At 38.5% G+C, this 13,808-nt stretch carries 13 protein-coding genes; all 13 read right to left on the bottom strand.

Features of this window, described 5'->3' with window-relative positions:
- Positions 1–5: 5 nt before the first annotated feature.
- The 13 genes from DC487_RS06630 to DC487_RS06690 all read right to left on the bottom strand — a co-directional run bounded on the left by DC487_RS06630 (position 6) and on the right by DC487_RS06690 (position 13,741).
- Positions 6–1,280 carry a hypothetical protein gene (locus tag DC487_RS06630; protein ID WP_116775184.1) on the bottom strand — a complete coding sequence of 425 codons (1,275 nt, stop codon included), beginning with the start codon at positions 1,278–1,280 and terminating at the stop codon, positions 6–8.
- The gene (locus DC487_RS06635; protein WP_116775185.1) at positions 1,281–2,852 is read right to left on the bottom strand and encodes an N-acetylneuraminate synthase family protein; all 1,572 of its coding nucleotides are present in this window, start codon (positions 2,850–2,852) and stop codon (positions 1,281–1,283) included.
- Positions 2,794–3,477, bottom strand: a complete 684-nt coding sequence (locus DC487_RS06640) for an inositol monophosphatase family protein (protein WP_116775186.1) — start codon at positions 3,475–3,477, stop codon at positions 2,794–2,796. The genes DC487_RS06635 and DC487_RS06640 overlap by 59 nt, the downstream gene beginning before the upstream one ends.
- 4 nt (positions 3,478–3,481) lie before the next feature.
- Positions 3,482–4,186: an acylneuraminate cytidylyltransferase family protein gene (locus DC487_RS06645; RefSeq protein WP_116775187.1), complete on the bottom strand. Its 705-nt coding sequence runs from the start codon at positions 4,184–4,186 to the stop codon at positions 3,482–3,484.
- A 27-nt stretch (positions 4,187–4,213) separates the two neighbouring features.
- Positions 4,214–5,752: an MATE family efflux transporter gene (locus tag DC487_RS06650; protein WP_116775188.1), complete on the bottom strand. Its 1,539-nt coding sequence runs from the start codon at positions 5,750–5,752 to the stop codon at positions 4,214–4,216.
- 20 nt (positions 5,753–5,772) lie between these two features.
- The gene (locus DC487_RS06655) at positions 5,773–6,867 is read right to left on the bottom strand and encodes a lipopolysaccharide biosynthesis protein (RefSeq protein WP_116775189.1); all 1,095 of its coding nucleotides are present in this window, start codon (positions 6,865–6,867) and stop codon (positions 5,773–5,775) included.
- 17 nt (positions 6,868–6,884) lie between these two features.
- Entirely contained in the window at positions 6,885–9,284 is a 2,400-nt protein-coding gene (locus DC487_RS06660) for an SLBB domain-containing protein (RefSeq protein ID WP_239016333.1), read from the bottom strand.
- Between the two features lie 112 nt (positions 9,285–9,396).
- The gene (gene rfbA / locus DC487_RS06665) at positions 9,397–10,260 is read right to left on the bottom strand and encodes a glucose-1-phosphate thymidylyltransferase RfbA (protein WP_116775190.1); all 864 of its coding nucleotides are present in this window, start codon (positions 10,258–10,260) and stop codon (positions 9,397–9,399) included.
- A gap of 33 nt (positions 10,261–10,293) precedes the next feature.
- Entirely contained in the window at positions 10,294–11,142 is an 849-nt protein-coding gene (rfbD, locus tag DC487_RS06670; RefSeq protein WP_116775191.1) for a dTDP-4-dehydrorhamnose reductase, read from the bottom strand.
- Positions 11,143–11,163: 21 nt separating this feature from the next.
- Positions 11,164–11,721 (bottom strand): dTDP-4-dehydrorhamnose 3,5-epimerase, encoded by a 558-nt coding sequence (gene rfbC / locus DC487_RS06675; RefSeq protein WP_116775192.1) that lies wholly within the window; start codon positions 11,719–11,721, stop codon positions 11,164–11,166.
- 46 nt (positions 11,722–11,767) lie between these two features.
- Positions 11,768–12,139 (bottom strand): four helix bundle protein, encoded by a 372-nt coding sequence (locus DC487_RS06680; RefSeq protein WP_116775193.1) that lies wholly within the window; start codon positions 12,137–12,139, stop codon positions 11,768–11,770.
- Between the two features lie 54 nt (positions 12,140–12,193).
- On the bottom strand, positions 12,194–13,243 hold the full coding sequence (rfbB, locus tag DC487_RS06685; RefSeq protein ID WP_116775194.1) for a dTDP-glucose 4,6-dehydratase: 1,050 nt from the start codon (positions 13,241–13,243) through the stop codon (positions 12,194–12,196).
- 33 nt (positions 13,244–13,276) lie between these two features.
- A complete protein-coding gene (locus DC487_RS06690; protein ID WP_116775195.1) occupies positions 13,277–13,741 on the bottom strand; it encodes an adenylyltransferase/cytidyltransferase family protein in 465 nt (154 codons plus the stop codon).
- Between the last annotated feature and the right edge of the window lie 67 nt (positions 13,742–13,808).

Genomic DNA, 13,808 nt, shown 5'->3' on the forward strand with positions numbered 1-13,808 from the left:
GTCACTTAGTTATTCAAAATTTTATTATAATCATTTGCACCAATTCTTACAAACTGATTAACAAACAAATTGATTTCTTCGTTATATTCTTCAATATTTCTCTCCTTTATAGCATTCAAATTATCGATTAAGTCTTGACAATCTGAAAAGGAATCTCTTGGCATCCCGAAGGGGATATCTTTTTCATTCAAGGAAAATCTAAATGCTACCAAATTATTAAGATAATATTCATAGTAGATCGTAGAGTTGTAAACTACCGTAAAATCTGGTTGATATCTTATTATCGTATCTGCAACATTCAAATTTACATCTGCACACTCTAAATCTAGTTCGTCAATTAAGGATCTATATCTACTTATATCGCTATTGGGATGCAATTTGAGAATGGGACTGTATCCCGTATCACGCATTTCCGCTACTATGTTAATAAGCAACTTGTTTTCCTCTGTGTACAAATCTCTTGCTAAGCAAACAATAAACCTAGTACCTTCGGGTATTTTGATATGAATCTGTTTAATGTGAGCATACTTAGGATTACCTGCTACGATACATTTCTTATTGTTATACCCTGCCTCATCAAAAACTCTCTTAGTAAAGTCTCCCCAGCCAAGAAGATAGTCGGCCTGAAAGTTTTCAAGATTAACAAAGTCCATAGGTAATGGTTTACTATAGAGGTTCTCACTTAGAAGAACACCATGTTGTAAACCATACGTAGGGATTTTACATGCTTGGAAAAATTGGCAGAAAAGACTTTCCAGAAGCAAGGAGCAGTTAAACCCAACAAAAGACTTAATACTGACTTGGTCTTTGTGCTTATCAAGCTCATCTAATACGTTTTTATAAAAAGTCAAGCAAGCAAAATAGTAAACTCGACTTTTTATATCCGGGCAACAAAATTTCTTTGAAAAAGCTTCTTTAAAAGAAGATATTATGTTCTTCAGACTATATCTGAATTTATGTTTAAACCTCGTAGGAAGTATATGTGTGTTATCTACTGTTGAAATGATATCCTTTATGAAATCAAAGTAATCATTTCTAGTTGTTTGATAGAAAAAGACAACTTGATCTTTCCGGAGATCCTCTACCATACTTTGAAAATCATACGTGACACATATCTTAAGCAGCTGACGAACGATGGTATATGATGACTTGCTAATTGGCGAATAGCTATTGAAAAGGAAAAAATTAGCCATCAGCGGTTTCATATCATAACCATTGTGCTTGGACTCGAAAGTGCATTTTAGTTTTTTATAATAATCATAAGCGCTTTTGTCCATCATTTAATTTACATTATCATTGGCTTTATACTTGTGATGCTCAAAGCTATGTACTACCTTTTCCTTGTTTCCGCACATAATTTCTGCTTTACGTATGTCGGCCACGAAATTTTTGAACTGATCATTGTAAAGATCAAGTGCTACTGAATCAAAATGAACCCAATCCAGATCTCCAAGTTTTACATGCTTCTCTACCATGCGTGCCCCAGCTGCCACCGCCATCATACAACCGATGCTACCTAGGTCGTGAGATGAATATCCAGGGACAATATTAGCATGCTTTTCGCGGAGTTGTTCGTAGTGTCTTACAACAGATATTTGACAACCTTCTGGCGGAGTTGGATAAGACGACGTACATTGTAGCAAAAATAGCTTCCTATCATTTACCAGATTATCTAGAACAAAGTCCTCATAAGACTGTTCGGTAAAACCAGTGCTTACAACAAGTTCACCTTTGAAGTGCTGTGCTACCTTTTTCAAATAATTTCTATGATTTGAAATCGTAGAAGGTAATTTGACCATAGGACAATCAAGCTTCTCCATGTGTAGATACGAATTCCAATCCAGAACAGAAGCAAACCACGGAATATTTCTTTTACGACACTCTACATCCAGGAGTTCAAACATATCATCAGTTAACTCGACGCCAAATCTGTAATCCGCTAAGGTCTCTCCAAACGGAGAAGAATATGGCGAAGCGAGCTCTTCTTCTGTATAAAAGGTATTTACGTCCCTCTTTTGAACTTTGATCATATCCGCACCGGCCTCCACAGCCAATTCAATCATCTTCAGTAAGCGGTTTCGATCTCCAATATGATTATTGGTAAACTCAGCAACGACAATAACGTGATTGCTACTATTCAACTTTTCTAGCAGTTTCCCATATATCACTGAGTTTGTTGGCAAATCCTTTGATAACAGATTATGTTCTAAAGAAGCATTAAATTGATCTATTGTGAATTTACTGTACTTCTTGTTACCAACATGGGAAAACCTAAGGTCTGGGTTTTTAAATTCCAAATCCTTTCTAAGCGTGATAAAGATCGATTCTTGGGTTTTTAGATGCGCATTACGATACTCAAGTCCTAATACATCACCCTTATTAACAGAATCTATAAAGAAATCAAACCCCAAAAATACTGTTTCCAATAAGTTATCCTTTACTTTTTGAAAAAGCATTGACAACTTAATAGCGGATAGTAATGTAAAATCTAAAATGTAAAAGTCGGGTGTATAAAAATAAGAATAAACTCTTTCTAACCCCTCTTGATCAAGTGAAACGTACTCTGCAGGAATGTGTTTTCCTGATGGTAATTCTAGACTCTTAGGAGCCAAGTAATATCTTGAACTAAATCCACCTTCTACAAAAGTCTGTACAAGTTGAGGTTTGTAAAATACAGTGATATCTGCTGCAAAGGGCAGGTCAACATCGTTCAACGCAATTACAAAGTAATCCTTCTCTAATTCGACCAGATTTATTTGCTCTAGAGACGTTCCTTTACCTACAATCGCTACCTTATTTTTGTTCGATTCTGAAAATATATGTTTGATCTGGTCTAAGGAGTTCTCCATCATACTTTTTGTTATTAACTGTTACTTTTAATTTATGCTCTAATGCTAGATTGAGACCGGGCAAAATATCCCAAACTTTTGCCCCTTTTGGATTTTCAAACACACAAAATGATCCGGTTAAAACATTGTACATATTATAGACGCAACATCCAATGATACGGTACTCAAATCCATCATCTAATCTAAGTAGTTCCTCCTTTGTTAAGCTGGAAGATATTCCTACTATCCGAGAGCTGTGCTTTTGAAAAGTGTCTCCGTTTTTCATATACAAATCAAGTTCTGGCAAAGCTAGCATCGATTCCACGTGTTTACCGCTCTCATAGACACAAACAGCTACCCCCCATTCTTTAAGTCCCGAAATGAAGTTTTCAGTTCCATCTATAGGGTCTAAAACGATCACCTTATCGGCATTAATTGCTTTTAGATTTTCTTCAGGAGACTCCTCTGACACCAATGCGTAATCAGGATAATTTTGCCTAATCATTGACTTAACCAGTGATTCCATCAGCAAATCTCCCTCAGAAACATAGCTCCCATCCGATTTTAGCTTTTTTGTGCTCCTAAGTTTTAGAATATCCTTTAAATTCTCTCTTATGATTCCCTTTACTTGTGTACAAATATTTGACATGATCCTAAAATAGATATTTTTTTACGTCCTCTAATCCTGATTCAACTAAACACTTCACTATATTGAAATCTGATTCATCATCAATATCTAATCCACAAATCTTATCAGTGACTAACCCTAGTACATTTCTACCTAAGAAATCATCTCCAAGATTCTCTTTATTAAATCGAAATATGTCTGTACTGTAAACTTTGTAACGGCTCCCAACATCCTGTCTCCTTATCATCGACTTATTTTGATCATCAAACGTAGGAATTAATTTACCATCTTCTAATCTGTACAATCTAGATTCTGTTTCACAGATTGTACGAACAGAAGAATATTCTGGGTGTTGTATCAAAGTTTGAATCCCCTGCTGTATCAGTTCTAAATCCCTAAATACAAAGGTTGGTCTGAGCCACACTATGATATCAGGAACTTCGATCTGATACTGTATAAATTTCTCGTACAAATCTTTGAGTACATCTTGCTCCATGGCAGTATCCCTAGCAGCAAAGTCACTCCTAAGAAATGGCACCTCGGCGCCGTGAATTTCTGCTATATCGCGATATACTTCCGAATCGGTAGAGCATATTACCCTATCACAACCTAATGCTTGTGCAAATCGAATCGAGTAAGCAATTAGCGGACTTCCATTTATCTGCTGTACATTTTTATTTTTAAAACCCTTTGAACCTGATCTTGCAGGAACTATTGCGTAGACTTTCATCCTTTGTATATTATATAATTCTACCAACTAACGTTCAATAATTTTATTGCAACCCATTTTTTGGCTGACAAAGTCCTTAATTACTGCTTTTTCTTCTCGGGATAGACCTAAGAAATAGATTACTGTAATCAATGCCAATTCTATAATAAGCGTTCCGACTAATATTTGGGGTATAGTATAAACTTGATCAATAGAAGACAAAAGTAAAACAACAAACAACACCGCAAAAACACTCACCAAATTCATAAAATAAATGAATAATTCCTTGAACGAGAATCTTAGGTATCTATTTACAAAAATGTACCGAAAAACCTGTATTACAATGTTAATGAAAAACTTCGCAACATACACGATCGTTGGATCATACCCTCTTTTCAACAAAATATAAGCCAACGGTAGTAATGAGATATTAATTAAAGACAGTACAATACTATACACTTTTATGACGCCGATGGCTGTCGCCGCCATCCAGAATGGACCAGAAATTGCATCAATCAAAGAGCAAAAGATCACTACCTGCACAAACACTTCAACGTACATAGGCAAATTATCGCCTAACCAAATCGTTAAAATAGTGTGGGTAAAAAATAAGATCGGTGCCGACAGTAGGGTCATCAGAAAAAAAGAGTATTTTGATGTACTAAATATCAATTCCCTGCTTCGACCAAGATCTCCCAACGAATAACTTTGTACTATTTGGGGATTGAATGCAATCTGAAAATTACCGACAAATCCATAGATTGCAGCATTAACCTGATTAGCTATTCCAAGAGCGGCATTTACAACTACCCCATGAAAGATATTAAGTATCATGGCTAGACCTTGATTGGCACCGACGTAGGCGACCTGTCCTAACAAAGTCCATCCTGAAAAGAAAAGCATTTCTTTTTGTCTTGCTGGATCTTTGTAAAAACCAAGTGTTGTCTCAGTCCGAAATTGTCTACGGCAGTAAGAAAGCATAATTCCGCTTGAAAACATTTCTGCTATTAGATACAGTGCCGCATAAACAGGCAGATGTTCTACATTAGGAACCAAATACAAAAATACAGCTATACTTAATCTTGATAGGGTTTCAAATACCCCAACAAATGCATAGTATGCCATTTTCTCATGTGCGACGATAATGGCATTTAAAGGCATTCTCATAATTCCTAAAATTGTCGTTGCTATCGATATCTGATATACAATGTTAGCCTGAGCTATCTTGGCATCAGGTATATTAAGCTTATTGTTTAAAAACCACAAACCAACAGATTCTGCCAAGGCCAATACAAATAGAGAGATTATTAAATGGTTTTTAACGCTTAGGTTAAAAACGCGCTTGACATTTTCCGAAAGCTTAGTTGCTCTCTCAACATTAATAAACCGTTGAGTAGCGCTACTCATGGAGTTGTTTAGAAACGAGAATAAAACTACTACCCCGGCAACCAAATTGTATATACCAAAATCCTCTACACCTAATACTTTTAAGATGAGACGTGATGTGTAAAGTGACACGCCCATATTGAAAAGCATCCTAGAATAAAGAAAAATTGTATTCCTAAATATCGTTTTATTGCCAGTCATAACTTCGGCTTACATGCTCACTAAAGGTTCTCCTCTTCCATAACTAAGTGAAACAAACGAGTGCAGACAAGAGCTCCTAACGCAAGGAATAGAGATATGAATCCTCCAATTGTTATCGCTTTAGCTTTACCCAATCGACTTTTTTCAAGAGGATAAATTGGCTCATCTACGACTTGAATTAATGGTTGTTCTTGCAGTTGGTTCATTTTGGATAATTCCAGATTCTGCACTAATTGTCCTAATATTGCTTTGTTAGTTTCGGTTGAGAATTGGGCTTGTTGACTTGGAACTATCCGCTGTCGGGCTTGGCGAGTTGGGTTAATATTTGGCGTGGCATCAATAACATTAGCTGCTCTATTGATAGAGCCAGTCATAATAGCTCTAACAGAGTCGACCTTTTCTTGTAATATATCTATCGTTTTTAAGGATTTGATTGTCTTAGTTTGAATGTAGAACTCGTTTACATGCCCCACTAGAGCTTCATTAAATGTTTTTGAAAAAATTTCATCGGGGGATGATACATCAACTTTATAAATGGTAGATTTCTTGTTCTCGGTACCTACAGTAAGCATCTTACTATTAATAGCATCTGTAACAGAGCCAAGTACACTATCACGAAGCCTTAAGGTGCTAACAGTCAGCGCGCTACGATCAACATTAAAATCAAGAGCTAATAATTGTTCTTTTCTTTTTTTCCGCCATTGCTCTCTCATCTCGCTAAAGGTTATAAATCGTTCGATTAATAATTCCGATGAATCAGAATACGTTTTTGACAAAAGTGCCTTCTCTAGCATTGCGCGAGATTTATAAAGCGCTTGAATGTTATTTCCCTGAAATATTCCACCACCACTACCACTCCCGCCAATGTTCAATCCCATCATGGCGGCCATACCTGCATACTGAGATAACCCACCGCCATCATTAGTTTCTAAAACAAATGTAGTTGTCGCTGTATAACTTGGATCGATTGATTTCGCGTAGATATATCCCACACCTCCACCTAGTAGTGCAGCACCCAAAAAAATATACCATTTCGAAAGCAGATAACGATACCATACTGCTATACTCGAAATTAATTTCCGCAATGACACCTCGTCTGTATTTTTATTGACCATATGTATATAAAAGAGCGCTACCTCAACAAACTAACAATAATCGCAGCCAAAGAAGCTACTCCTGTGCCCATACCTATCCAGCCTTGTGCGCTAATTCGCTCTCGAGGTGGCCTCTTCGGGACAATGATAGATGAGCCCGGTTTTACCTCTGGATAGAACATATTTGTACCCTCTACACTACCATTCGCATGTTGTACAAAAGTTTTCTTTTTTAACGCTTCTTTTGTAAACCCACCGGCCTGACTAATATAGTAACCTAGGCTTTTTCCTGGGCGGTATACTACATTGTTAGGATTTAACACTTCACCAGAAACCTGTACGGTCTGCAATTCCTTTGGAACGGTAATCACATCGCCATCTAAGACTAATAGGTTTTGTCTACTGTGTGCATCATCCAATATCTTTTGCAAGTTTATCCCGACCAGATCACTTGCTTCCTTAATTTCAGCGTTATTTTGAGAATATGAGCCTGCCAACTCATTAAGATTTTGATCAGCGCGACTCGTACCATTCGCAAATCCCGAAAAAGTAGTATCATCGCTTAGTTCATCATTTCTCCTTCTCTCTTCGTTTGCTTTTTCTTCCTTGGCGGTAGCCAATGATTTACCAGTACGCCGAAGCGATGCTCCGTCGACATAGGCATAAGGTGTCAAACCTCCGGCTCGAGCAATAATATCAGAGATCTTCTCATCTTCTCGCGTCACAGTATAGATGCCGGGATACATGACCTCGCCATCTATTTTCACTTGACGCTGCGTTCTAAATCCAGCATCTCCTAATACCGTTACAATATCGAAGGGGCTTAAAACAACATTCGCATCGGCCACCACTTGTCCATCTCGCACATCTACGACAAAAACTTCTGATGTTGTGCTATCAATACCACCGCCCTCTCTTTTGATTCGTCTACTCACCTCGATTCTTGAATTAGCTCCAGCCTCCGTAAAACCTCCTGCTAACTGAACTAAATCCGCCGCTGTCATGGCTTCAGCGAAAGTAAAATCTCCCGGCTCTCTTACTTCGCCCTGTATCGTAAGACGATATTCGTCTCGTAAATCAAAAATAGATGAAATCGTGATTTGATCCTCTCTTTTTAAAGTAATATCCCCATTCCCATTCAGCACATCTCGAACATTGAAATGAATAACTTCTAAATTATTATCCGCCTTAAGGCGTGTAATTAGACCTCGATCCATATAAGCATCTTCTTTCAGTCCCTGTGCTTGATTGATGAGATCCACAAGCGTCATACCTGGGTCTAATCCATAAAAACCGGGTTGAAATACGGCACCGACAACTTCAACTCTATTTTCAAAACGGTCTAAAAGTTCTCCTACAATGACATAATCACCATTCTTCGGAGAATAAGTAGAAAATGCATTATCATATACATCTTTGATACGTCTCTCTTTAGAGGTTGTTCCTACGATTTGTACGCGAGCCGTGTAGGCTTTGGCATCAAATCCACCCGCATAACTAATAAGCTGATCTAGATGTTCTTCAGACAACGTCTCAAAGATTCCAGGCCTTTTGACGGCACCGGCCAATTCAACTCTATTGACATATACGGGAATATGAATCACATCTTGATCCTGCAATCTAATATTTCCGCGTTGGATACCGTTCACCAGAAAGTCGTAAACATCTACGGTTGATACCACCTGATTGTTTCTGATCACCTGGATTGTACGATAAGTACCATTTTCTGCTGGACCACCAGATGCATACAACGCATGATAAACTGATGCTAGGGATGGTAGCGTATAGGTTCCTGGACGGTTAACCGCTCCAGTTAGTAAAACCTGAATGCTTCTAATATTCCCAATGTTTACGTCCACAAGTGTTCGCCCAGACGATATACCGCCATAAACACTTTGCAATCGGCTTTTAATTTTTGCTGTTGCAGCTTGCACAGATAAGCCTGCGACCTGAACTAGACCTGCATATTCAATGTTTATGCTTCCATTAGTATTTACATCCAACGTATAATTAGCTATATTATCACCGGTAATATCGATAATCAACTGATCATCAGGACCAATCACATAATTCTGAGGCGTAGCCATACGCATGTCCGGCTCAAATGTTATCCGAGAGTTGCGAAACAGTTCAGAACCGAAGATCTTAGGCTTATTTGCCTGCAATAAACTATCTTTGTGAAGCTCATTATACAAGCTATCTTGGATCCGGAGTGAATCCAGAGACATACTATTTCTGCTTAAACGACGGCTATTACTTGATATGTTTGAAGGGTCGCTCTGCTTGCCGCGACGTTCGATATCAGCGATACGCTGCTTCAGTTTCTGCACTTCAGCTGCGGGCATTCCTTGGGCTTTTGCTAATTGATCAATTTGATTGGTGGTATACCCTACCTGCGATGCTTGCCGCATGTATTGCTGAATTTGTGCATCGCTCATCTGATCAACTTTTATATCGGCGTAATTCATTTGAGCAAACACGCTAATTGATAAAATTAGTTGAACACATAGCAAAAGTACACCCCTAACCATCCTTATATAACTTGTCATTCTATTTCTTTACTATATTTTTCAAGTACAATCCATACCCAGATTTCACCAATGGTTCTGCCAACTTAATAAGCTGGGCAGCGTCAATAAATCCCATCCGATACGCTACTTCTTCAATGGCTCCAATTTTTGTTCCAGTCCGTTCTTCTATGACTTGAACAAATTGTCCAGCTTGCATCAAAGATTGAATAGTGCCCGTATCTAACCAGGCTGTTCCTCGATCGAATACACCAACCTGTAATTCCCCTCGCTCTAAATACACCTTATTAACGTCGGTGATCTCTAATTCGCCACGATGAGATGGTTTTATATTTTTCGCAATTTGAACAACTTCGTTATCGTAAAAATACAATCCGGGAACGGCATAGTTCGATTTAGGATTTGTCGGCTTCTCTTCGATGGAAACTACTTTCTTATCCTCATCGAAATCCACTACTCCGTACCGCTCTGGATCATGTACTTGATACGCAAATACACATCCGCCATCTGGGTCAGCGTTGGATTGTAACAACTTGGACATGCCCGATCCATAAAAAATATTATCTCCTAAAATTAACGCGACTTTATCGTCACCAATAAACTCCTCACCTAAAATAAATGCTTGTGCCAATCCGTCTGGAGAAGGCTGTTCTTTATAACTGAATGAACATCCTAATTGTGAACCATCACCGAGCAACTTCTCGAAATGTGGCAAATCCTGCGGAGTGGAAATAATAAGTATCTCCTTTATCCCGGCCAGCATCAACGTGGATAAAGGATAATAGATCATGGGTTTGTCGTAAACCGGCATCAACTGCTTACTTACCGCCAATGTTAAAGGATGCAGACGTGTACCGGAACCGCCAGCAAGAATTATTCCCTTCATATATTTATATTATAATAAAGTCAAATTTGGAGTTCATAATTTTCCCACCATCACCCTCAAGCTTTCTTCCCATTTTGGAATTTCTACTGCAAAGGTATCTTTAATCTTTGTCTTGTCCAAAAGAGAATATTTAGGGCGCTTGGCTGGTGTAGGATATTGTTCTGTCGGAATAGGATTAATCTCACAATCCAAATTAGCAATTTCACGGATAGCTACTGCAAAATCATACCATGAAATTTGGCCTTCGTTACTATAATGATAGATCCCTGAATTCCATTTTTCACTATGCGCAATAGTCATGATAGCGCTAGCTAGATCATGCGCATAAGTGGGTGAGCCAATTTGATCTGAGATAACCGAGATCTCATTTCGCTCAGTCATTAACCTGATCATGGTTTTTACGAAATTGGAGCCATAAATAGAATACACCCAGGCAGTTCGGATAATTACCGCATCTGCACCAGATTTTACAATAGCCTGCTCTCCCTTTTGCTTCGTTAAGCCATACACATTAATAGGATTGGTTTTTTCGCTTTCAGTAAGCGCAACGCTACTATTACCTTGAAAAACATAATCCGTAGAAATATGAATCAATTTAGCATCGTGGATCTTAACCCAATCTGCTATTTTTGCTACCGCAAGATGGTTCACCATGTCCGCCAACTCAGGTTCAGACTCTGCTTTGTCGACAGCAGTATATGCCCCTGCGTTGATGACCAAATCGGGATTATATTGATCTAAAATTTGATTAATTTTCGCAAGATCATCCAGAGGCACTTCCTCACGAGTGACAAAGCTAAAATCATCTTGTGGATGATTTTTAACTAGGTTTCGTAATTCACTTCCTAATTGTCCGTTAGCTCCCGTTACTAAAATCTTCATATAGTTTACGTATGCTGTGTTTTATTTTACTGATTTCCCAAATACCTCAGTAAAAGTTGGCAGTATTTCGTCTTTATCCGAAATCAACAACTCGTTGTGTGGCAAAACCCAATCAATTCCTAATGCTGGATCATCAAATCGAACGCCCTGTTCGGCATCTTTGTGGTAAAAGTTATCGCATTTGTAGAAAAAAGTAGCCGTCTCACTCAACACCACAAAGCCGTGCAAAAAACCGCGAGGAACAAACAATTGCAGGTTATTTTCAGCTGATAATTCTACCGCCACGTGTTGACCAAATGTCGCAGATCCTTTTCTAGCATCGACCGCTACGTCCAAAACTTTTCCCGCTAACACGCGAACCAATTTGGCTTGCGCATGTTCACCTGCCTGAGCATGCAGACCTCGTAAGACTCCTTTTGTAGAATAAGATTGATTATCCTGCACAAACCGAGTTTGCGTTTTCGTAACGTCATTAAATGTTTGTTCGTTGAAACTTTCAAAAAAGTATCCTCGGCTATCGCCGAATTTTTTCGGCTCCAAAATGAAACAGCCTTTCAGCTTGGTCTCGGTTGCTTTCATGTTTTTGGGTTAAGAGAGTTAATAAAGTAAATAAGATTCATACAGTTTAGATAGTTGACGTGTTCGTTTCTTGTGATTTTAGGCTTTTGATTAAACTCGATAACATGCTCTTAATCTGTCTAACTCTTGCTTCGAAAGTAGCAGACTCAGTAATGAAGCCTAATCTACGAGCAATTTCTATTTGAGTTTCTAATTCGCTAGCAGAGCCTAAAGCGATGTAGAGAAATCTAACATACTCAGCATTACTTTGTCGACCAGCTCCTTCGGCAATATTAGAAGGAATAGACACCACAGCTCTCTTGACTTGGCTAGTCAGACCAAAAAGTTCTTCTTTCGGAAAATCATTCAACTTGGCGTATATCTCTACAACCAAATTCATTGACTCCTGCCAAACTTTTAAATCCTTATGACTTCCCATCACCTATCTACTCTATCAACCAATAATATGAACTTTATCAACCAGTACTATCTACTAATTATACTGTTTCTTGTAATAATTCTGATAATCGCCACTAGTCACATTTTGTAACCACTCTTGATTGCTCAGAAACCAATCGATAGTCAGCGATAAACCTTGTTGAAAAGTGACAGATGGCATATAACCCAACTCCTTGTTGATTTTTGTAGCATCGATCGCATAGCGAAGATCATGACCCGGTCTGTCTTTTACGTACGTGATTAAGCTTTCGGAAGTCCCTTTTGCTCTACCCAACTTTTCGTCCATTTGTTGGCACAATTCCTTTACTAAATCAATATTTTGCCATTCGTTGAATCCACCGACATTGTAAGAATCGCCATTTTTACCTTTGTGATACACTAGATCAATGGCCTTGGCGTGATCGATCACGAATAACCAATCGCGTGTATATTTACCATCACCGTAAATTGGCAATGGTTTATTATTCAAAATATTGTGAATACACAACGGGATCAATTTTTCTGGAAAATGGTTTGGCCCGTAGTTATTCGAGCAGTTCGTCACCACAATTGGCAAGCCGTACGTATCATGGTATGCGCGCACGAAGTGATCCGATGAGGCTTTGGAAGCGGAATATGGCGAATGCGGATCGTAACTTGTTTCTTCTGTAAACAAACCAGTACTACCTAAGGCACCAAAAACCTCATCCGTAGATACGTGATGAAAACGTTTTCCTTCGAAATTGTCTTTCCAGATTTCACGAGCGGCATTCAATAAATTGACAGTACCAATCACATTGGTCATCACAAAGGCAGATGGATCTGCAATCGAACGATCCACGTGAGATTCTGCTGCCAAATGGATCACGCCATCGGGTTGGTATTTTTTAAATACTTCCAGAATATGAGCCGCATCGGTAATGTCTGCTTTGACGAAGATATAATTTGACTTGTCTTCAACATCCTTTAGGTTCTCTAAGTTCCCAGCATAGGTCAAGGCGTCTAAATTTATAATGCGATAGTCAGCATATTTCGTGACAAATTCTCTGACCACATGGGAACCAATAAATCCGGCTCCGCCGGTAATCAATATTGTTTTTGGCATAGCTATGTTTAGATAACTTTAAAAGTTAGCGATCTACTTATTATTCTTTGCAGCTTCTTTTTCTGCTACAATCCGTCTTAATCCTGAACTAGAGAAACGGTGATCTCGACTATTAAAATACAAATCGATACCTTTTTGCTCGCAATACGCGCGACCCGTAAAATCTTTCTCCGCATATTCGTCCCCCACGATACGTACGTCAAGTTTGAACGACTTCAAAATATCTTCCAAATCTTGCTCTGTGGAATAAGGCACAATTTCGTCTACATATTCACATCCACGCAATTGAATATAGCGTTCTACAACGGTTTGTGTCGGCGCATTCTTCTCTGGACGATCTAATGTGGGATCCATTTGCAATCCGCAGATCAAATAATCACATTGTCGTTTTGCTTCTGCCAACATCATGATGTGACCAGCATGAAGGAGGTCGAAAGTAGAAAACGTAATGCCCACGCGAGGGCCAGGATTGTAATCTTGTCTTTTATTTTTTTCCATAGCGAATGATTGATCTATGTATCTAATCTTATCTACTGTATAACTCTAAATTTTAGTGGAACTCACA

The organism is Sphingobacterium corticibacter (assembly GCF_003076635.1).
GTDB classification, from domain to species: domain Bacteria; phylum Bacteroidota; class Bacteroidia; order Sphingobacteriales; family Sphingobacteriaceae; genus Sphingobacterium; species Sphingobacterium corticibacter.

What these genes read in the sequence shown, in the direction of transcription:
- DC487_RS06645 (WP_116775187.1), bottom strand. Translation starts at nt 4,186, where the DNA reads ATGAAAGTCTACGCAATAGTTCCTGCAAGATCAGGTTCAAAGGGTTTT.
- DC487_RS06635 (WP_116775185.1), bottom strand. Translation starts at nt 2,852, where the DNA reads ATGATGGAGAACTCCTTAGACCAGATCAAACATATATTTTCAGAATCG.
- DC487_RS06650 (WP_116775188.1), bottom strand. Translation starts at nt 5,752, where the DNA reads ATGACTGGCAATAAAACGATATTTAGGAATACAATTTTTCTTTATTCT.
- rfbB (WP_116775194.1), bottom strand. Translation starts at nt 13,243, where the DNA reads ATGCCAAAAACAATATTGATTACCGGCGGAGCCGGATTTATTGGTTCC.
- rfbD (WP_116775191.1), bottom strand. Translation starts at nt 11,142, where the DNA reads ATGAAGATTTTAGTAACGGGAGCTAACGGACAATTAGGAAGTGAATTA.
- DC487_RS06655 (WP_116775189.1), bottom strand. Translation starts at nt 6,867, where the DNA reads ATGGTCAATAAAAATACAGACGAGGTGTCATTGCGGAAATTAATTTCG.
- DC487_RS06680 (WP_116775193.1), bottom strand. Translation starts at nt 12,139, where the DNA reads ATGGGAAGTCATAAGGATTTAAAAGTTTGGCAGGAGTCAATGAATTTG.
- DC487_RS06660 (WP_239016333.1), bottom strand. Translation starts at nt 9,284, where the DNA reads ATGAGCGATGCACAAATTCAGCAATACATGCGGCAAGCATCGCAGGTA.
- DC487_RS06640 (WP_116775186.1), bottom strand. Translation starts at nt 3,477, where the DNA reads ATGTCAAATATTTGTACACAAGTAAAGGGAATCATAAGAGAGAATTTA.
- DC487_RS06690 (WP_116775195.1), bottom strand. Translation starts at nt 13,741, where the DNA reads ATGGAAAAAAATAAAAGACAAGATTACAATCCTGGCCCTCGCGTGGGC.
- rfbA (WP_116775190.1), bottom strand. Translation starts at nt 10,260, where the DNA reads ATGAAGGGAATAATTCTTGCTGGCGGTTCCGGTACACGTCTGCATCCT.
- rfbC (WP_116775192.1), bottom strand. Translation starts at nt 11,721, where the DNA reads ATGAAAGCAACCGAGACCAAGCTGAAAGGCTGTTTCATTTTGGAGCCG.
- DC487_RS06630 (WP_116775184.1), bottom strand. Translation starts at nt 1,280, where the DNA reads ATGATGGACAAAAGCGCTTATGATTATTATAAAAAACTAAAATGCACT.